The sequence below is a fragment of the Sporosarcina sp. Y1004 genome (assembly GCF_057669665.1).
Genome location: NZ_JBYHFQ010000014.1, coordinates 48,964 through 68,222, shown reverse-complemented (window position 1 = coordinate 68,222; position 19,259 = coordinate 48,964). Strand labels below are relative to the sequence as shown.

Annotated in this window: 19 protein-coding genes and 1 pseudogene; 17 read left to right on the top strand and 3 right to left on the bottom strand. The window is 43.5% G+C overall.

Features of this window, described 5'->3' with window-relative positions:
* The first annotated feature begins 720 nt into the window (after positions 1-720).
* Positions 721-1,878 carry a DHH family phosphoesterase gene (locus AC25Y6_RS11215; RefSeq protein ID WP_488143083.1) on the top strand — a complete coding sequence of 386 codons (1,158 nt, stop codon included), beginning with the start codon at positions 721-723 and terminating at the stop codon, positions 1,876-1,878.
* 450 nt (positions 1,879-2,328) lie between these two features.
* On the opposite strand, the gene AC25Y6_RS11210 is transcribed toward AC25Y6_RS11215, so the two are convergent.
* Positions 2,329-2,541 (bottom strand): hypothetical protein, encoded by a 213-nt coding sequence (locus AC25Y6_RS11210; RefSeq protein WP_488143099.1) that lies wholly within the window; start codon positions 2,539-2,541, stop codon positions 2,329-2,331.
* 7 nt (positions 2,542-2,548) lie between these two features.
* Positions 2,549-2,605, bottom strand: a pseudogene (locus tag AC25Y6_RS11205) (hypothetical protein); the annotation flags it as partial.
* Between the two features lie 225 nt (positions 2,606-2,830).
* Here AC25Y6_RS11205 and AC25Y6_RS11200 point away from each other — a divergent pair.
* The 5 genes from AC25Y6_RS11200 to AC25Y6_RS11180 all read left to right on the top strand — a co-directional run bounded on the left by AC25Y6_RS11200 (position 2,831) and on the right by AC25Y6_RS11180 (position 8,623).
* Positions 2,831-3,922: a CotH kinase family protein gene (locus AC25Y6_RS11200; RefSeq protein WP_488143082.1), complete on the top strand. Its 1,092-nt coding sequence runs from the start codon at positions 2,831-2,833 to the stop codon at positions 3,920-3,922.
* A 1,045-nt stretch (positions 3,923-4,967) separates the two neighbouring features.
* Positions 4,968-6,944, top strand: a complete 1,977-nt coding sequence (locus AC25Y6_RS11195) for a S9 family peptidase (protein ID WP_488143081.1) — start codon at positions 4,968-4,970, stop codon at positions 6,942-6,944.
* 19 nt (positions 6,945-6,963) lie between these two features.
* A complete protein-coding gene (locus AC25Y6_RS11190) occupies positions 6,964-7,524 on the top strand; it encodes a GNAT family N-acetyltransferase (RefSeq protein ID WP_488143080.1) in 561 nt (186 codons plus the stop codon).
* Between the two features lie 296 nt (positions 7,525-7,820).
* Complete coding sequence (locus tag AC25Y6_RS11185; RefSeq protein ID WP_488143079.1) at positions 7,821-8,165, top strand: late competence development ComFB family protein; 345 nt, start codon at positions 7,821-7,823, stop codon at positions 8,163-8,165.
* A gap of 44 nt (positions 8,166-8,209) precedes the next feature.
* Positions 8,210-8,623, top strand: a complete 414-nt coding sequence (locus AC25Y6_RS11180) for a DUF1761 domain-containing protein (RefSeq protein WP_488143078.1) — start codon at positions 8,210-8,212, stop codon at positions 8,621-8,623.
* Between the two features lie 32 nt (positions 8,624-8,655).
* On the opposite strand, the gene AC25Y6_RS11175 is transcribed toward AC25Y6_RS11180, so the two are convergent.
* Complete coding sequence (locus AC25Y6_RS11175) at positions 8,656-9,432, bottom strand: enoyl-CoA hydratase-related protein (protein WP_488143077.1); 777 nt, start codon at positions 9,430-9,432, stop codon at positions 8,656-8,658.
* Positions 9,433-9,579: 147 nt separating this feature from the next.
* On the opposite strand from AC25Y6_RS11175, the gene AC25Y6_RS11170 reads away from it, so the two are divergent.
* The 11 genes from AC25Y6_RS11170 to fliW all read left to right on the top strand — a co-directional run bounded on the left by AC25Y6_RS11170 (position 9,580) and on the right by fliW (position 19,257).
* Positions 9,580-10,815, top strand: coding sequence for an EAL and HDOD domain-containing protein (locus AC25Y6_RS11170; protein WP_488143076.1), 1,236 nt, complete (start codon positions 9,580-9,582; stop codon positions 10,813-10,815).
* A 643-nt stretch (positions 10,816-11,458) separates the two neighbouring features.
* Entirely contained in the window at positions 11,459-12,307 is an 849-nt protein-coding gene (locus AC25Y6_RS11165; RefSeq protein ID WP_488143075.1) for a DegV family protein, read from the top strand.
* Positions 12,308-12,374: 67 nt separating this feature from the next.
* On the top strand, positions 12,375-13,754 hold the full coding sequence (locus tag AC25Y6_RS11160) for an ATP-dependent helicase ComFA (RefSeq protein WP_488143074.1): 1,380 nt from the start codon (positions 12,375-12,377) through the stop codon (positions 13,752-13,754).
* Positions 13,751-14,359, top strand: coding sequence for a ComF family protein (locus tag AC25Y6_RS11155; protein WP_488143073.1), 609 nt, complete (start codon positions 13,751-13,753; stop codon positions 14,357-14,359). The genes AC25Y6_RS11160 and AC25Y6_RS11155 overlap by 4 nt, the downstream gene beginning before the upstream one ends.
* A 20-nt stretch (positions 14,360-14,379) precedes the next feature.
* Positions 14,380-14,808, top strand: a complete 429-nt coding sequence (locus AC25Y6_RS11150; RefSeq protein WP_488143072.1) for a TIGR03826 family flagellar region protein — start codon at positions 14,380-14,382, stop codon at positions 14,806-14,808.
* A gap of 133 nt (positions 14,809-14,941) precedes the next feature.
* The gene (gene flgM / locus AC25Y6_RS11145; RefSeq protein WP_488143071.1) at positions 14,942-15,205 is read left to right on the top strand and encodes a flagellar biosynthesis anti-sigma factor FlgM; all 264 of its coding nucleotides are present in this window, start codon (positions 14,942-14,944) and stop codon (positions 15,203-15,205) included.
* A gap of 30 nt (positions 15,206-15,235) precedes the next feature.
* Positions 15,236-15,733 carry a flagellar protein FlgN gene (locus AC25Y6_RS11140; RefSeq protein ID WP_488143070.1) on the top strand — a complete coding sequence of 166 codons (498 nt, stop codon included), beginning with the start codon at positions 15,236-15,238 and terminating at the stop codon, positions 15,731-15,733.
* Between the two features lie 12 nt (positions 15,734-15,745).
* Positions 15,746-17,266, top strand: coding sequence for a flagellar hook-associated protein FlgK (flgK, locus tag AC25Y6_RS11135; protein ID WP_488143069.1), 1,521 nt, complete (start codon positions 15,746-15,748; stop codon positions 17,264-17,266).
* Positions 17,267-17,284: 18 nt separating this feature from the next.
* Positions 17,285-18,148, top strand: a complete 864-nt coding sequence (gene flgL / locus AC25Y6_RS11130; protein ID WP_488143068.1) for a flagellar hook-associated protein FlgL — start codon at positions 17,285-17,287, stop codon at positions 18,146-18,148.
* Between the two features lie 54 nt (positions 18,149-18,202).
* A complete protein-coding gene (locus AC25Y6_RS11125) occupies positions 18,203-18,757 on the top strand; it encodes a DUF6470 family protein (RefSeq protein ID WP_488143067.1) in 555 nt (184 codons plus the stop codon).
* Positions 18,758-18,813: 56 nt separating this feature from the next.
* A complete protein-coding gene (gene fliW, locus AC25Y6_RS11120) occupies positions 18,814-19,257 on the top strand; it encodes a flagellar assembly protein FliW (RefSeq protein WP_488143066.1) in 444 nt (147 codons plus the stop codon).
* The last annotated feature ends 2 nt before the right edge of the window (positions 19,258-19,259 follow it).

Here is a 19,259-nt window from a genome sequence, read left to right as displayed (position 1 = left end):
CTTTCTGGGTAGTAGAGAAAGGAGGTTTAATCGATTATGGCTTACTGCAAAATCCTTCTCTTACCTTAACGTACGCAGTTGTACCAAGGGGGGAGGAGACAAATGCGTACACTTAAAAAATACTTATGCGTGGAGAGAGTAAAAGGATTTACACGAAATCGGAGTCTGATAGGGAGCCAGCTAATTCCTAGTTATTGCCCCTGGAATTCCTGCGGTTTCTGGTATCCTTGCTAGAAGAGCTTTGAGAGCGTGAATTCCGGCGATATTTGTCTACGTTTCTTTGTTTATCACGAGGATCCTGCGACATTAATTTATCCAACCCAACGCGATCTATTTTTCTCTTCACTTTTTGTATTTCATCTTCAAAAAATAGTGACATGTCCACCCTCCTTTCATGCTTATTGAGTGAAAGGAGACGTAGGCAATTGTTAATATGCAGTTCTCTTCTCCCTCTTCTTACAGTACGTGGTTGTACAATGAGGAGTAGAGACGAATGCGTATACTTTTAAAGTAAATATTATTTTGGATAGTTGTTTGAATGTGCTCTTAATTGGCAATGAAAATGATTGTCAATTACAATGGTGAAGGGTAAGTATAATATATTAACGACGTCGACCTAAAAGTGGGTCGACATTTTTTTGGCTCATTAAATGCAGAATCTTGAATTCGTGGCAATAAATTTACCCTATTAAAACCATACTGAATGAAGAGGTGAAGAAGATGTATAAATTGTTATCACATAATGACCTAGATGGCGTCGGATGCGGTATTTTAGCAAAGCTTGCTTTTGGTAAGCAAGTAAAAGTTCGCTACAATTCCGTTTCTGGGCTCGATCGTGAAGTTGAGGGGTTTCTTGAAAACAATGATTTAGAAATGGGTTTGTTCATCACGGATTTATCCGTTAACGAAGAAAATGAAAAAAAGCTAGATGTCTTTTACAAAAATGGCGGGAAAGTACTCCTGTTAGACCACCACAAAACGGCTCTGTCTTTTAACGAGTATGAGTGGGGACGAGTGATTGTTGAGGATGCGGATGGAAAATTAACATCTGCGACATCTTTGTATTACGATTACCTGGTGACGCAACAATTATTAGATCCCACAAACGTCATCGCTGAATTTGTTGAGCTCGTTAGGCAGTATGATACGTGGGAATGGGAGAAAAATGAAAACCATCAAGCGCAGCGACTGAATGCCCTTTTCTATCTAATAACGATTGAGGAATTTGAAGAGAAAATGATAGAACGGCTAACAACTAGTGAACAATTCCAGTTTGACGCGTTTGAAACTAAATTATTGGATATGGAAGACAATAAAATAGAACGATACATCCGTCGAAAACGCCGAGAACTCGTTCAGACGCAAACGGATGGCCTTTATGCAGGCATCGTTTACGCGGAATCGTATCACTCTGAGCTTGGCAATGAACTAGGCAAAGAATATCCGCATCTGGATTATATCGCGATATTAAATGTTGGCGGAAAACGAGTAAGTTTCCGAACAATCCATAACCATGTTGACGTGTCTGAGGTAGCAGGTTCTTTTGGAGGCGGCGGGCACGCAAAAGCATCCGGCTGCTCTTTAACCAAAGAAGCTTATCAACTTTTTGTAGCAGAAACATTTCACTTGGAAAGATTACGTGAGGATTCGAAAGGGAATCGCCATAACCTGAAGAGGTCATCGTACGGCTCACTTTATCAAAACAGGCAGAAAGAACTCTTTCTTCTGTATCCAATCAATGAGACAGAGTGGGCGATTGAAGAGACAACTTTTTCTAGTTTTGATGAAGGAGAAAGTTACTTGAAAAGGAACCAAGAAGCTTGGCTTGTTCAAGATGATGTGTTCGTCAGCTATCTAATGGAACGAGCAGGAAAATGAAATCCAACATAAAACCCTTTCCGCAAATGGAAAGGGTTTTACGTTTGTACGTATTCGGTGAATCACTTCATAACTAAGTTAATAAGTGTTTCCTAGTTGCGATTCCTTAATTGCAGCAATTACGTTTTCTTCTACCAGTCAGTCCTTGATTCCTAGAAGTGTGTCGTCTTCTACCAGTCAGTCCTTGATTCCTAGAAGTGCGTCGTTTTCTACCAGTCATTCCTTGATTCCTGGAAGTGCATCGTTTTCTACCAGTAAATCGTTGGTTCATGCGTTTGCCTCTTTGTGCAGCCAAGATCTTTTCATCTGCAAAAGTACGCATGTTTCTGACAGTTCGCCTGCGAGACGTGCATCGTTTTCTGCTAGTACGGTTTTGGTTCATTTTATCGCGCGTGCCTCTGACAGTTCGTCTGCGAGATGTGCATCGTTTTCTGCTAGTGCGGTTTTGGTTCATTTTATCGCGCGTGCCTCTGACAGTTCGTCTGCGAGACGTGCATCGTTTTCTGCTAGTACGGTTTTGGTTCCTAGTATCGCGCGTGCCTCTGACAGTTCGCCTGCGAGACGTGCATCGTTTTCTGCTCGTTCGCCGTTGTTTCCTAGTATCGCGCGTGTCTCTGACAGTTCGATGTTTGTTGCTACGAGGATCTTGATACATGAAATCATCTAACCCCAAGCGATCAGCTTTTTCAACCGCTCTTTCTATTTCATTCGAATAAAATATTGACATATCTATACCTCCCTTCTTCTTTGTTTTGAGAAAGGGAAGCGAAATGGCCTTTGATTGAACATTTCGGATTTGTAGTAATTTCCTTCCTCTCCCCTCAAGGTACGTCGGTGAATCGAAAGGGATAGAGTCAAGTGCGTATAATGTTAAAATAATTATTTATTACATAGGAAACATCTTTGATATCCCTTCATAGGAATAGGGTAACGATGAAGGGAAAGGATTCGCATGAAGAAGGATATGAAACTACCTGAATACAGGCTTTTTATTCACCCTCTCGAATTAAGTGAAATTCGTAAAGACATTTGGATAGATGATCCAGTTCCAGCAAAGCTCACGATAAACGAGAAAAAGTTAGATATTGATATTGCATACCGTGGATCCCATATTCGTGGATTTCCCAAAAAATCATATCAAGTCACTTTTTATAAACCGGTTCTGTATCGAAATACAAAGACCATTCATTTAAACGCAGAATATAAGGATCCATCACTGCTAAGAAATAAATTGTCTTTTGATTTTTTCAATGAAATTGGTTGTCTCTCTCCAAAGTCTCAATTTGTGTTTTTGAAGATAAATGGTAAAAACGAAGGGCTCTATCTGGAATTAGAGTCCGTGGATGAACACTTCCTCTCGAATCGGAAATTACCTTTAGGGCCTATTTTTTATGCAGTGAATGGGGATGCCAATTTTTCATTAATGAGTGATCTTGATAAAGAAGTGAAAAAATCACTTGCGTTTGGTTATGAACTAAAATGGGGAACAGCACAGGATGAACAAACAGTACACGATATGATATTGAAGATTAATACGATTCCAAGGGAAGAATTTGAAAGTGAAATAGTTAATTATGTGAATGTCGAGAAGTACCTTTGCTGGTTGGCTGGCGTCGTATTTACCCAAAACTTTGATGGATTTGTTCATAACTATGCACTTTACCAAAACGGAGAAACAGGGTTATTTGAAGTCATACCTTGGGATTACGATGCAACATGGGGCAGGGATGTTAACGGGGAAGTGATGGAGGAAGATTATTTAAGAATAGAAGGATTCAATACACTAACCGCGCGGATTCTCGATGTGAAAACATTTCGAAATCGCTATAAAGAGAAATTGGAAGAGATTTTGAGCAACCAGTTTACTGTGGAAAACTTGAAGCCGAAAATAGAAAGTATGCATGCTTTAATTAGGCCGTATCTATTGAAGGATCCATATAAGAAAGACAGTATCGCTATTTTTGATAAGGAGCCTGCGTATATCATCGATTTTATAGAAGCACGGGCAGCATATATTAAGGGTCAATTGGCGGGATTCAAGTAGGCAGGTAGTGTTTTACGCTGCACATTATTGAGGGAGAGTTGTAAATTCGGAGTGTGAATTGTAGATCGCTTGGCGCTTTGGGGATGCCTTTCGCCCTGAGCCTGGATTAACGCTTCGCATCCAGTTTCAGGGCTTCGGCTACCCCTTTGCCGCGCCTGCGCTGGAGTGTACATTATTGATAAAGTTTTAGTTCAGAGTGTGGAATTTATACCGCTTGGCGCATTGGGGATGCCTCTCGCCATGAGCCTGGATTGACGCTTCGCATCCAGTCTCATGGCTTCGGCTACCCCTTTGCCGCGCATGCGCTGGAATATTCATTATCGATAGAAGTGTGACTTTGAGATGTATATGCTGAGATTATAATGTGATTACTATTTGATACTGATCTCATTCTAGAAAGATGCATTACAGATTGCAGGTATAACCCCTAATAATGAAATGCGCTTTCAAAAGTAGATTCTCCAGCGAAGGCGCGACTTAGTGGTTGCCGGAGCGATAAGACTGAAAGTGATCTCCTTTCCGGCTTATCGCGGGAGGCATCCACAAAGCGTCGAAGCGGTATTAACGGGATTACTAAATTTAACTACAATGTTGGGGTTTTTATTAATCACCTTCGCAATTATAGACAATGAAATGCGCCTTCTTAAATAGATTCTCAAGCGAAGGCGCGACTTAGTGGTAGCCGGAGCGATAAGACTGAAAGTGATCTCCTTTCCGGCTTATCGCGGGAGGCATCCACAAAGCGTCGAAGCGGTATTAACGGGATTACTAAATTTAACTATAATGTTGGGGTTTTTATTAATCACCTCCGCAATTATAGACAATGAAATGCGCCTTCTTAAATAGATTCTCCAGCGCAAAGCGGTATAAGCAGGATATCTAATTCAATCACTTGTTGGCCTCCTGCATTTATCACAAAAGGCGAGTTTCCGTTTAATTTCTAACGGGAATTCGCCTATTTGTCTAGACTTAATCTGCCGAATAAAAGGAAACCTGTTACGGATGTCGAAATAAGTAGTTATAGATTACATAAGGGGGAATTGCAATGGGAAAACGTAGATTGCAAGTGGATGATTTGTTCAAATTGCACTCTGTCACGAATCCGCGGATCGCGCCGGAAGGTAAGGAAGCGGTATTCGTGAAAACGCATATTGACGAAGCGGATAATAAATATATATCTAATTTATTTCACGTCAATCTTACTTCAAATGAAGTAACGAAGTGGACGCACGGAAAAGAAAGTATTTCATCGCCAGAATGGTCTGCCGATGGAAAACAAATTGCTTTTTTATCGGACCGCGAAGAGAAGAACCAAGTGTTTATTCTACAGGCACGAGGCGGGGAAGCGCAGAAACTGACGTCTTTTGAAAATGGGGTTTCTAGTTTCCTATGGTCGCCTTGTGGGAAAAAAATATGGGTCAATGCAGCTGTTAAAGAGGGCAAGTCATTTACGGATAAAGAAGAGAAGGCCGAAAAGAAAAGGCCAGAACCATACCGTGTCACGAAGATGAAATACCAGATGGACGGAGCAGGTCTTCTGCCGCAGGATTCGTTCAATCAAATCGGCGTCGTCGATATCGAGACGCAAGAAGTGACTCAGTTCACGGAAGGCAATCATCAGTATGGCCTTCAAGCCGTATCGCATGACGGCAAGAAACTTGTAATCGGTGTCAATCGAACAGAAAATCAGGATTTTGATTTCAGGCAGCCGCTATTACTTGTCGACGTTGAAACGAAAGAAGAAACGGTTCTGGTGGATGAAGAAGGCTTTTTTGGCGGGGCGGCGTTTTCACACGACGACCGTTATATCGCATTCATAGGCGCGGATAACAAATTCTATAATGCGACCCATTCAGATCTTTTCATTTATGACACGGAAGATGGCACGCGAATGAATTACACGGAGAGTCTCGACGCACCAATCGGAGATGCTGTAGCTGCGGATCATCAGCAAGGCTCGGGCGCACCTGCGGTAGTTTGGACAAAACACAACCAGTTGTATTTCCAATTATCGACGATGGGCGATGTCCGTTTGTACTTTGCATCGCTTGAAGGGGAATTGTACCCAGCAACAACTGAAAATGAGCATATTTACGGATATGATTTATCGGCAAACGGCGAGTTTGCACTCGTTGCTGTCAGTAATGCTGTCAATCCGGGAGAATTGTACAAGCAAATGATTGTGTCAGGTGAACGGGAAGAACTTACTTCATTTAACAGTGCGTATTTGAAGGAAGTTGAACTTATTGAACCCGAAGCAATCGTCTATAAAAGCGTGACAAACTGGGACGTGCATGGCTGGCTCATGAAACCATCGGGCTACGTCGAAGGTGAAAAATACCCGCTTATCGTAGAAATTCATGGCGGTCCACACGCAATGTATGGAAATACGTTTTTGCATGAGATGCAACTGTTAGCAGCACAAGGATACGGCGTCCTATACGTAAATCCGCGCGGCAGTCATGGCTACAACCAGGAGTTTGTGGACGCGGTACGTGGTGATTATGGAGGCGGAGATTACGAGGATATTATGGCTGGAGTCGATTATGCCATTCAGGAGAATGACTGGATTGATACAGACAGACTTGGCGTAACAGGCGGCAGCTACGGCGGCTTCATGACGAACTGGATTGTCGGTCAAACGGATCGATTCAAGGCGGCGGTTACACAACGCTCGATTTCGAACTGGATCAGTTTCTTCGGCGTCTCTGATGTCGGTTACTATTTGTGTGATTGGCAAATTGGCGCGGATATGACTGACGTGGAAAAGTTATGGGAGCATTCGCCGCTGAAATATGCTAAAAACATTGAGACACCATTGTTAATCCTTCATTCTGAAAAAGATTACCGTTGCCCAATCGAACAGGCGGAGCAGCTATACATTACATTGAAAAGCATGGGGAAAGAAACGGAATTCGTCCGTTTCCCAGATGCTGATCATAACTTATCGCGCACCGGCACACCGAACTTGCGCATTGCGAGGTTGGATGAAATCACAGGCTGGTTCGCGAAATATTTATAATGGAGCCGGAGGAATCTGTTTGAGTTACACAAAAGATGGAGTTACAATACGACCCATGAAAGAACAAGATTTACAGCGCATGTGGGAACTCAGTTTTAAAGAGGAAAACCCCGAATGGAAAAAGTGGGACGCGCCTTATTACGAACATAAGACAATGACATATGAGGCCTTTCTGAAAGGTAGCGACGAAATTGTGGACCAGGATGATTGCTGGGGCATCGAAGTTAATGGCGAATTAATCGGCATGGTTAGCTATTACTGGGAGCATAAGCCGTCCCTTTGGCTAGAGATGGGAATCCTCATCTACGCACCAAAATATTGGAGCGGGGGCTATGGCACGACAGCACTCACGCTTTGGATTGAGCATTTATTCCATGAAATGCCGCTGGTTCGTGTGGGATATACAACGTGGTCAGGCAACAAACGAATGATTCAAGTCGGCGCGAAACTGGGCATGATGATGGAAGCACGTATACGGAAAGTTCGTTATTGGAATGGTACGTATTATGATTCCATTCGGATGGGCATTCTCCGTGAAGAATGGGAGACTCGGAGATTATCGGTGGTTAGTGACGAGTGAAATAATGATTATAGTGTTAAAACAGCCATTCCGTAGTTGCGGGGTGGCTGTTTTGTTGAGCAGTGTGGGAGGGTTAATGGTCGGTCGTCGTAGTTTATTGAGCGGTTAGGGCGAGTAAACGGTCGGTCGTCGGAGTTTATTGGTCGGTTTGGAAGGGTTAACGGGCGGTCAACCGTGATATACGAGCGCTCGCGTCGGCACCTAAGAAGTAAAAGGGAGTTTCAATTGTAGGTCGTTTAGCAGGCGATAAGAAAGCAAAGGAATGGTATGATTGATGGAAAATAGTGGACAAAAGTATGTTGACGAAACATATTAATCTGCTACTGGAGCGTGAAAAAATGGCTTTATATAATGTTATGGAACAAGTCGTACACGATGTGCTGATGCAGTATAAAGACCAACTGCAACTGGTATGTCAGTGCGAACGGTGCTTGGATGATATCATGGCAATCGCGCTTAACGAATTGCCGCCGCGCTATATTGCAAACGGGGATTATGGGCCCTACGTCAGAGCTGAGCATGTTGCAGATCGCCAAGGGGCTACAAATATTATACTCATCGTCACCAAAGCGGCTGCACAAGTGTCAAAAGATCCGCGCTGTCCGACGATGAAACCCGTTATTCCACCGACTATCGCTTAATGGGATAGTCTATATTACACATCGTCGATTGGAGGGGAAGGCGAATGGACATTTCACAAATTAGTATTTTAGCAATCATACTTGCTGTCGTGGCAAATATGATAATCGGGGCTTTATGGTATTCACCATTACTCTTTGCAAATATATGGATGAATACGCTTGGGAAAACGCGTGAGGAATTATCAGCGAGTAACCCAAGTATCGGATACGGACTGACCACACTTGCCGGCATTATTACTGCAATCATCCTATCTCTTTTCATCTCGATGCTTGGGACGGTTACAGTTGGCGGAGGAGCTTTAATTGGATTTTTAGCAGGAGCTGGAATCGCAAGTGCGCGGGAATTGTCGCCTACATTTTTTGAAGGAAGAAAATATACACTCTTTCTCATCAGTGCAGGGTATCATAGTGTTTCGTTAACAGTGATGGGCATGATAATCGCATTTTTTATGAAATAAAAAGGAGAAGGCGTGTTTGCCTTCTCCTTTGTTCATTTACCTTTAAATTGAGGCTTGCGCTTCTCCCCAAATGCATTCAGCGCTTCAACCCGATCTTCTGTTGGAATCGTAAGTTCATACGCCTTGCGCTCAAGAGCAAGTCCGGTCTGTAAATCCACATTCATGCCGTTCTTCACCGCGAATTTCGCTTGTTGCAACGCAATCGGGCCATTTGCTAGAATTGAATCTGCAAAGTCAGCGGTTTCTTGGACAAGATTTTCCGGTGTTGTAATACGAGTAAGCATTCCATAACCTAGCGCTTCTCCAGCTGTTAGTCTCCGAGCCGTTAAAATCAGTTCGAGCGCTTTTGATTCACCTATTAACCTTGGCAGACGCTGCGTTCCACCTGCACCAGGAATAATCGCTAGACTCGTTTCCGTCAGCCCCATAAGCGCAGAATCAGCTGCAATTCGGAAATCACAAGCAAGCGCAAGTTCCATTCCGCCTCCAAATGCAAAGCCGTTCATCATCGCAATGGTAGGTTGCGGCAAGTTTTCAATTGCCGAAAATACCTCGCCAATTTTGTAGAGGTTACGTTTTACATGCAGATCCGGAAGTGTTTTTCTCTCCTTCAAATCAGCCCCCACACTGAAAGAACGGTCGCCCGCACCCGTAAATACAACAACGCGGATGTCCGGATTAATGCGAATCGACTCTGTAACTTGACCAAGTTCAATTAGCATGTCGTAATTAAATGCATTCAACTCGCCTGGACGATCGAGCGTCACAAAAGCAAGATTACCTTTTTGCTCATAACGGATTGCTTCCATATAAATATCCCCTTTGACTTTAACATTCTATAACAAGAATATACCATTATTCATAGGGGGTGGCGAATGTAATAAAATTTACTAATTAGTAAATAGATTGGTATGATTAAGAAATTTTGCTATACTAGTACAAAAGAGGTGGGTAAAATGACAGGCTCGAATGTATTTGTTGGCAGACAACCAATATTGGATCGAAATGGAGATATTTATGCATATGAACTGCTATATCGAAACAGCTATAATAATTTTTATCCTGATGTAGATCCTAAAAAAGCGACCATTGGATTACTCGTCAACACATTCCTGACAATCGGTGTCAAAAAAGTTTCGGAGAATAGTTTGTCATTTATCAATTTCACGGGTGAATTACTCGCCCAGGATATTTTTCTATCTTTAAATCCGGACAATGTCGTTATCGAAGTCTTGGAAAACGTAGAAATTACTCCATCACTTTTAACTAGACTTCGATCGTTGAAAGAGGATGGTTTTAAGATTGCCCTGGACGACTTTATATTACAACCTCAATATCGCGTACATCGTGATCTATTCAAGATAGTTGATTTCATCAAAGTGGATTACTTGGCAACAACCCTAATTGAAAGGAAGGAAATAGCCGATTTTATTCGGAAACATCCTGAAATCGTGCTGATTGCCGAAAAAATCGAAACCGAAGAACAGTTTACAACTGCAAAAGCGACAGGCTATTCGCTTTTTCAAGGCTATTTCTTCGCCAAACCTGAAATTATTACAGGTGTTGAAATCCCGTCAAACGCTACATTGCATTTTCAAATTATGGAGCGCCTTTATCAGCAAACCCCTGACGTGAATGAAATTACTGAACTGATCATGCATGATATTTCACTTTCCTACAAACTGCTAAGGATAATTAATACATACGCATTTGGCGTCCCAAAACAGATTGCTTCTATTAAACAAGCCATTGTTCTGATAGGTCTTCGTGAAACAAATAGATGGATACAAGTTCTTGCTATGCGTGAGATAGGGGAAGGTGAAGGGAATGGCAGAGCAAAAGCACTTGCTGAATACTCACTGACACGGGCTAAAATGGCCGAACTTCTAGCTAAACAGAATGGGCAGAAAAACCCTGAACAGTATTTCCTGACAGGCATGTTTTCCTTAATTGATGTCATTTTGAAACGGAGCTGGGACGCAATCTTCCAACTCATTCCACTGTCCGACAAAGTAGTGTCTACTTTAAGGGGAGAACCAACGGAAATTACACCTTATCTTGAACTAACCATCGCGGTTGAAAAGTTCGACTGGGACACAATTGAATATTTGTCGAAGAACATGAAGATTTCGCAAACGGAATTGAGCAGAATCACTCTAGAGGCACATCGCTGGGTACAACAAATCGAATGAAACAGGTTCGCTTTCTTTAATAAAAAGGAGAGGACGTTATTTGTTACTCCTAGAATCTAGCTGTATATATTGATTTTATCAATACATATGGAAATCGAATGAATGTTTTTAACGACAGTCACTATATAGAGAATGAATCAAAAATCCTGCTAATACCGCTTCTGGGAGGGATTGAACCGCATCCCTCCATCGGTCTTATCGCTTTGGTTACCACGAAGTCGCTCCTACGCTTGAGAATCTACTTTAGAAAGCGCAGTCCATTATCAGGGGTTATACCTGCAATCTGTAATGCATCTTTCTGAAATGAGATTAGTATCAAAGAGGAATAGCATTGTAATCTCAGTCCATACATCTCAGTATCATAATTCCCACGCTAGTGTAGTCACTAGCGCAGGCGCGGCAAAGGGGTAGCCTCTCGCCATGAGACTGGATGCGAAGCGTCAATCCAGGCTCATGGCGAGAGGCATCCCCAAAGCGCCAAGCGGTCTAGACTCTACACTCCAAATCACTCTCAATAATGGAACACCCCCAACGTAAGCGGCCGCCAAGGAAACCTCACCCTCAATTATTCTAGCTTTCTCCATACTACTCATTCCCATTTCACCACAATTTAGGTAGAATAGAAGCAGGAGTTGATCGGAATTTGAAAACAGCAATTGTTACAGATAGTACGGCATACTTACCTGCAATTTTAATGAAGGAACTGGACATTCGGATGATACCGCTGACAGTCACACTGGGCGGTACTGTGTTCGATGAAGAAATCGACATTAGCTCAACCGATTTTTACGATAAAGTGCGCGGGGATGGGCCACTGCCAAAGACGTCACAGCCGCCCATCGGCAAATTTGTAGAACTGTTCGAATCGCTAAAAAGCACACATGACGCGGTTATTTCCATCCATTTATCCAGCGGAATTAGTGGAACATACGCTGGGGCGGGACAAGCCGGTAACATGGTGGAAGGCATTGATATATACACATTCGATTCGGAAATTTCGACCTACATGCAAGGGTTCTACGTCATTCGCGCGGCAGAACTTGCGCTAGAAGGTGCATCACCGGAAGAAATTATCTCCGAGCTCAATGAAATGAAGCAGACAATGCGCGCTTATTTCATGGTGGACGACCTGACACATCTGCAACGCGGCGGCAGATTGTCTGCTGCGCAAGCATTGATTGGTGGACTTCTTCAAGTAAAACCACTGCTTCATTTCCAAGAAAAAGTGATCGTTCCATTTGAAAAAATACGCACTCGTAAAAAAGCGATGAAACGAATTGTTGATTTGCTAGCAGTAGACGCAGCAATTATGCCACTCGAGGCGGCAATCATCCATGCCAATCGTCCAGAAGACGCTGAAATGTGGCTAGCTGAACTTTCGCAGCGGTTACCGAATGTTGAGTTCACAATCAGTCATTTTGGACCTGTGATCGGGACACATTTAGGGGAAGCATCCATGGGACTCGGATGGGTTAAACGACGAACGAGTTAAGCTTGATTCAGGCACATCTAAAAGTGCCGAAGCAAGTAGATAGTCCAAAATAAGGGAGGTGTTGCGGATGACAAATACATTCGATCCGTCAGTTAGGGATTTCCTGGCTGGCCGTATTTGGCTCCGTCTGCACACTCCTTTTTCTATTGAATTAATCGACGCACACATCAAATCAGCGCACATTAAAACCATCCCAGGCATCAAAACCACCAAGACATACAAACGTTTTTCACATCACTTCTGCAATCGATGTGAAAACACCACACAATCTCGCTTCACAACATTCGACTGCGCCAAATGCGTTGGTCCGTGCACGTATTGCAGGCACTGTCTGAAAATGGGACGTGTTTCAACATGCACAGAACTCATTGTCTGGAACGCAGAACCACCGATTTATCCGACAAACCATACGCTCGCATGGCTTGGAACCTTAACACCCGCGCAACAGAAAGCCTCCCTAGAACTAACAAAAAGCACAACCGAACGAATCCCGCATCTCATCCATGCCGTCTGCGGATCAGGAAAAACAGAAATTCTCTTTGAACCAATTCGCAAACTGCTTACAGAAGGCAAACGAGTATGCATCGCAGCGCCACGCGTCGACGTCATATTAGAACTCGAACCGCGTTTGCGCACAGCTTTTCCGCGTACTGCAATTGAAGCGTTATACGGTGGCGCAGAAACAACAACCGATTCCGCACAACTGATTCTTGCGACAACCCATCAGCTTTACCGATTCCGTCACGCCTTCGATGCCATTTTCGTCGATGAAGCCGATGCCTTTCCCTATACAGCCGAAGAAACCTTACGGCGAGCCGTTCGAAAAGCGGCGAAACCTGATGCACCCGTCCATTTCGTAACAGCGACTCCGTCTGATAAATTACTTGCGGATATCAAACGAACCGGGGCTGTTTCAACCATAAACCGTAGATACCACGGACATCCGCTGCCGACTCCGCGGTATGACTCTCTGTGGAATTACACAAAACACATTCAAAAAGGGAACTTGCCGAAAAAACTTGCTAGCTGGACGGAAGAACGACTTCTAAGAAAGGAACCTTTTCTCATCTTCTTTCATCACATAGGACTGATGGAAGAAGCGGAGCCTTTATTCAAAATGCTAGATGCACGCATTCATGCGGTCCACGCGTCGCATCCCGATCGGAAAGAACATGTCCAAGCACTGCGCGACAAAAAAGTTCCGGGACTTCTGACAACCACGATTCTTGAACGGGGCATTACCATTCCAAACGTCCAAGTCGCCGTCGTCGGGGCAGAACAGCTCATCTTCAACAAAGGCGCGCTGATTCAAATCGGTGGTCGTGTCGGACGTTCCGTAAACCATCCATCAGGCGATTTTGTATTATTTCACCACGGCGTTACGTACGCAATGGACGAAGCGAAAAACGAAATTGACTTGCTCAATAAAGGTGGGGTCCGCACGTGAACGAATGCCTTCTCTGTCAAACACCAATTGCGATAGCGCCATCCTGGAAAGCGCTTGTTGGACTGCAAAAACAATCAGATATCTGCCAAAACTGTTCAAAAAAGTTTAAACGTGCCGACATAAAGGAAGTAGACAATTTACTCAGCCAAATCACATCGCTCTATACCTATAACGAAGCGATGCGGGAATACCTGCACCAATACAAATTCCTTCAAGACATTGCACTATCAACCGTCTTCGCGAATGAACTACGCACCCATTTAAAAGGTGTGGCAACAGTCGTTCCAATCCCGATGCATCCCGAAAAAAAGATTCAACGGACATTCGCTCATGTCGATGAACTGCTAAAAAGCGCACGCATTCCGTTTACGCATCTTTTAGAAAAAACGAATACAGAGGCAATGGGAAAGAAATCGAAAGAACAGCGTCTTGCGATGGACCCTTTATTCACGACAATACCCGGAATTACAATTCAACCAGGTACGTACATTGTAGTGGATGATATTTATACGACAGGAACAACGCTCCGTCATGCGGCAACCGTCTTAAAAGAGGCAGGTGCAACGCGTGTCGAAGCGCTAACACTTATCCGTGCTGAACGATGAATAGATAGGAGATAGACGATATGGCAGAACTACGAGATTGTCCTAAATGCGGTGGCTTTTTCAACTATACGGGCCTACGTGACGTTTGTGCGAAGTGCGCTGCAAGCGAAGAGAAAATGTATGAGGAAGTATACCGCTTTTTAAGAAGACGTGAAAACCGGGCGGCGACCATCGAGCGCATCGTTGAAGTAACTGGCGTGACGGAAACTTTGCTTCACCAATGGGTACGAAAAGGTCGGCTCCAACCCGCATTGTTTCCGAATCTCGGGTATCCATGCGATAATTGCGGCAAGCTGACAAGCTCAGGGAAATTATGTGCGAGCTGTACAGCGGACCTTAAAAACGAACTTAAAACGTTCGATGCTGCGCTGGAATTCAGAGAAGCAATCGAAGCAAATGACGATGCAACGTACCATATAAACCGTGATCTAAACCGTAATCGGAAATAGGTAAAAGTCCGGCAGTTTTGAACTGGCCGGATTTTTCGTACTATTGACCCTAAACGTTCAAAGATTTATGCCGAAATAAAGAGAGAAGAGGTCCATACACTATATAAAAACTAAACGAAAGGGACGATAGCCGATGAAAATTCAAAAATTCACGCCGCCTGTCATTAACCCGTACAAAACAAATCAGTTAAAAGCGGAACAAACCGAGCAGAAAGCGAAGATGAAAACGGATAAAATTGAAATTTCATCTGAAGCAAAACAACTGTCGGAAGTTTCTTCATTCACCGCTGGGCGTAACGAACGCGTTCAGCAACTAAAAGCTCAAGTCCAAGCGGGAACGTACGAAGTGAAACCCGAACAGCTTGCGAATAATCTGGTGAAGTACTTCAAACCGTAAAAAACTATGTAAATGAAAGCAGGAACATACATGTCTATCACACTAATTTTGGCGTCACTTGACAGCCTGGAAAAACTTCATAGAAGTCTGCTAAGGCTTGCATACGACAAAACTGTTCATATCAAGAACGGGGACATGGAAAAACTCGACCAATTGTTAAAAGACGAGCAAGCCCACTTAGCTGCCATTGTTCAAATGGACAATCAGAGGCAACTGAATGTTGTAAAATACCTAACTGATCAAGGACGATCAGTGCCGCAAAATCCGACGGTTGCCGATTTACTCGACGCTACACCGGAAGCGGACAAGAAAAGCCTTGAGGAGGCGAGGGAACGTCTCCTGCATGCGATTCATGACTTGAAATGGCAAAACGACCTCAATCAGAAGTTGACGTACCAATCACTTCAGTTCGTGAATCTGTCGCTGGACATGGTCCGGCCGCGCCTAGAAGCGGTCAACTACTCAAAACCCGAAATTAACGGAAGAAAAGTATCGAAAGAACAACCAACTTTCGATACAAATGCCTGAGGAGGTAAATGAATGTCTACATTTATGGGACTTGAGACAAGTAAACGCGGCTTGTTCACACAGCAATCCGCGCTCTATACAACAGGACACAACATCAGTAATGCCAACACGCCCGGTTACTCACGCCAACGTGTCAACATGGAAGCAACAGGCGGATTCCCAGGCGTTGGACTAAGTGCAGGCACGATGCCCGGTTTCCTTGGAACAGGTGTTCAAGCAGGTTCCATTCAACGTATTCGTGACGGCTTCGTCGACGATCAATTCAGACAGGAATCCAACAAGCTAGGCTATTGGGATTCCCAAACAAAAGCGATTTCTCAAATGGAAGACGTCATGAACGAGCCTTCTGCATACGGACTCCAGAAATCACTCAGTGAATTCTGGCAATCGCTGCAAGACCTCGCCGTCAACCCTGAAAACGGCGGTGCACGTGCGGTCGTCGTTCAGCGTGGTGAAGCAGTTGCAGACTCGTTCAACTACATGCACAAATCATTGACGGAAATCCAGACAAACCTAGGAAATGAAATCGGTGTGTCAACAGGTCAAGTCAACTCTATCCTTAAACAAATTTCAGAGCTCAATGCGCAGATTAAGCAAGTCGAACCGAACGGTTATTTACCAAATGACTTATACGATGCACGAGATGCACTTTTGGATGAACTATCTAGTTACTTCCCGATTGAAACGGATAACATGCCATCAGGTGGACGTGCATTGGCGATTGCTGAAGGTTCGGTGACTGTTACCATGAAAGTTAACGGGGTACCTGTTGAACTTGTTAAAGGTGACAAATTTGCAACTGTAGAAACGAACCCAAAACCACTAATTGAGGATACTACAAAGAGCAATCTACCAATCATTGGAATGAAAATCACGAAGATTGATGGCAATGAAGAGCTAGTTGGACATGCGAAATTACTAAATCTAGGAAAAATGAAATCATTGATGAATTCATATGGTACGGATGATGGAAAAGGCATGTACCCGGGAATGCTTGCTGAGTTAAACAAAATGGCGGCAGCATTTTTGAAAGAGTTTAATACTACCCATTCTGCAGGCGAGCCACTTCCAACTAATCCACCTCTTGCTGCCAGAATAAAAGAAGATAACTTTTTTACAGGGGCTTCCGCATCTACTATTGCTGTCAATGAAAAAATAATTGCCGACCCTGGTTTAATTAATGCCTCAGATAAGGTAAATGAAGAAGGTAACGGAAAAAAAGCACTTGAACTAGGAAACGTGCAGTTCAAGGCGATAATGGAAGATGGCTCAACCATCCAAACCTACTTCCAAGGCATCATAGGCCAACTCGGTGTAGACGGCCAACAAGCTGAACGAATGACCTTCAATACGACAACATTACTAGGAGCCGTCGAACACCGACGTGCATCCATCAGCTCCGTCTCACTGGACGAAGAAATGACAGACATGATCAGATTCCAACAAGCCTACAACGCATCCGCTCGTATGATCACCGTCGTAGACGAAACCCTCGACAAAATCATCAACGGCATGGGCCGAGTAGGAATGTAAGAAAGGAGCATCACCTAAATGCGCGTAACACAGTCAATGCTATCCAATAATATGCTGAGGAATCTCTCCACGAGCTACAATAATATGGGCAAGGTACAGGAACAAATTAATACAGGAAAAAAAGTAAACCGTCCATCAGATGACCCCGTCGTCGCGATGAAAGGCATGGGCTACCGCATGCAAGTCGACAAAGTTGCCCAATACCAACGCAACTTAGGGGAAGTGCACAACTACCTCGACAGCTCGGATGATGCACTCGATAAAGTCGGACAAGCCATGCACCGTGCAAGGGAACTTGTTACAAGTGCAGCGAATGGAACAATGACACCAGAAGACAAAGCGAAGGTGCAAAGTGAACTAGAACAACTGCAAATGCATATTCAAGACATGGCAAATACAAAAGTCGGAGATAAGTATATTTTCAGTGGAACGAAGACTGCTACTCCACTCTATGATAAACAAGGAACTGGATTCCCGGTTGACTCAACAGCCTTTGAAAAAAGTGTCGATGTAGAAGTTTTTGACGGTGTCACCATGAATGTAAATGCAAATGTAGTAACACTTTTTCAAGGAATAAATGCTATGTTTGAAGGATTTAAAGGAGACCCAGACTTCAGCGCTGCAATTGCAGATGTCGACGCCAATATGGACAAAGTACTAACAACACGCGCCGACATCGGTGCACGCCAAAATCGTGTTGAAATGATGAGCAATCGTCTAGATTCTCAAGAAGCCGCAGCAAAAAAACAAATGAGCGAAAACGAAGACATTGACTATGAAAAAGCAATCACTGAAATGCTAACATTAGAATCAATCCATCGTGCCGCGCTTTCTGTTGGTTCACGTATAATCCAACCATCACTTGTAGATTTTTTACGATAAAATAGAAAAACGATCTATCCATGTGGAAGATCGTTTTTTCAAAGGATGAGAAAAATGAACATCCCACAACTGCAAGTAACAACAACAAAAGCACAACTAGGCTTGACCACCCAAAAACCAACCCAACAAATTGAGCAACCAAAAGCAACCCTGGACATCCAACAACCAAAAGCAGAAATGACAATCAACACAACAAAATCGAGGCTATCCATAGATACCACACAAGCCCGCGCCGACATGGATTTAAAAAGTCCCGCCCGTCGTACAGAAGAAGTCGCGCAGTATGCTCGTTCAGAAGTCTCTAATGGAATCGCCCGCCGTGCACAAGATGGTAGTGAAATGATGAAGATTGAAAATGGGGGAAATTCGATTCAGACATTTGCCGAAAGAGCATTTAGGCAACCCTATAGCAGTTTAAGTATCAAGTTCATTCCGTCCTATGGCAGTGTAAAAGTTTCGTTCGAGCCGGGCAGTGTGGATATTCGAGTGGAACTACAAAAAGTGATCAATAACAGTACAGCGAATAAACCAATCCATACATACACACCAGGAAAAGTAACAACAGAGTTACTTCAAAAACCATCCATTCAGATTGATTGGAAAGTCTAACTACTGCTAGCAAATGCCGGGTGCAGTAACCGACACCCCAAAAGGAGAAAAAATCTATGAAAATCCAATCCACCATCCTAGGACAAGTAGAAGCATCCGAATCCGAAATCCTCACATTCGAAAACGGCTTACCAGGCTTCGAAAACGAAAAAAACTTTATCTTACTCTCTATAGAAGGAAATGAAGTCTATCAAATTCTCCAATCCATAAATTCTAAAGAAATAGGTTTTGTAACAGCAAATCCCTACTTATTCACAAACGACTATACTATCGATTTGGATGAATCAACCGTAGAGACCCTGAATATAAAATCCGAAGAAGACATCATCGTCTTAACAATCGTCACAGTCAAAGAACCATTCAACGCCTCAACTGTAAACTTAAAAGCACCCGTCATCATCAATACTAAATCTAAAAAAGCAAAACAATGCATTCTGGAAAACGCGGACTATCCAATTAGATATGCCATCAAAGCCAACATGCAGAAAGACAAGGGGTGACG

Bases quoted from the DNA above. Each gene is read 5' to 3' on its own strand.
- AC25Y6_RS11215 (WP_488143083.1), top strand. From the start codon at position 721: ATGTATAAATTGTTATCACATAATGACCTAGATGGCGTCGGATGCGGT.
- AC25Y6_RS11210 (WP_488143099.1), bottom strand. From the start codon at position 2,541: ATGATTTCATGTATCAAGATCCTCGTAGCAACAAACATCGAACTGTCA.
- AC25Y6_RS11200 (WP_488143082.1), top strand. From the start codon at position 2,831: ATGAAGAAGGATATGAAACTACCTGAATACAGGCTTTTTATTCACCCT.
- AC25Y6_RS11195 (WP_488143081.1), top strand. From the start codon at position 4,968: ATGGGAAAACGTAGATTGCAAGTGGATGATTTGTTCAAATTGCACTCT.
- AC25Y6_RS11185 (WP_488143079.1), top strand. From the start codon at position 7,821: ATGTTGACGAAACATATTAATCTGCTACTGGAGCGTGAAAAAATGGCT.
- AC25Y6_RS11180 (WP_488143078.1), top strand. From the start codon at position 8,210: ATGGACATTTCACAAATTAGTATTTTAGCAATCATACTTGCTGTCGTG.
- AC25Y6_RS11175 (WP_488143077.1), bottom strand. From the start codon at position 9,432: ATGGAAGCAATCCGTTATGAGCAAAAAGGTAATCTTGCTTTTGTGACG.
- AC25Y6_RS11170 (WP_488143076.1), top strand. From the start codon at position 9,580: ATGACAGGCTCGAATGTATTTGTTGGCAGACAACCAATATTGGATCGA.
- AC25Y6_RS11160 (WP_488143074.1), top strand. From the start codon at position 12,375: ATGACAAATACATTCGATCCGTCAGTTAGGGATTTCCTGGCTGGCCGT.
- AC25Y6_RS11150 (WP_488143072.1), top strand. From the start codon at position 14,380: ATGGCAGAACTACGAGATTGTCCTAAATGCGGTGGCTTTTTCAACTAT.
- flgM (WP_488143071.1), top strand. From the start codon at position 14,942: ATGAAAATTCAAAAATTCACGCCGCCTGTCATTAACCCGTACAAAACA.
- AC25Y6_RS11140 (WP_488143070.1), top strand. From the start codon at position 15,236: ATGTCTATCACACTAATTTTGGCGTCACTTGACAGCCTGGAAAAACTT.
- flgK (WP_488143069.1), top strand. From the start codon at position 15,746: ATGTCTACATTTATGGGACTTGAGACAAGTAAACGCGGCTTGTTCACA.
- flgL (WP_488143068.1), top strand. From the start codon at position 17,285: ATGCGCGTAACACAGTCAATGCTATCCAATAATATGCTGAGGAATCTC.
- AC25Y6_RS11125 (WP_488143067.1), top strand. From the start codon at position 18,203: ATGAACATCCCACAACTGCAAGTAACAACAACAAAAGCACAACTAGGC.
- fliW (WP_488143066.1), top strand. From the start codon at position 18,814: ATGAAAATCCAATCCACCATCCTAGGACAAGTAGAAGCATCCGAATCC.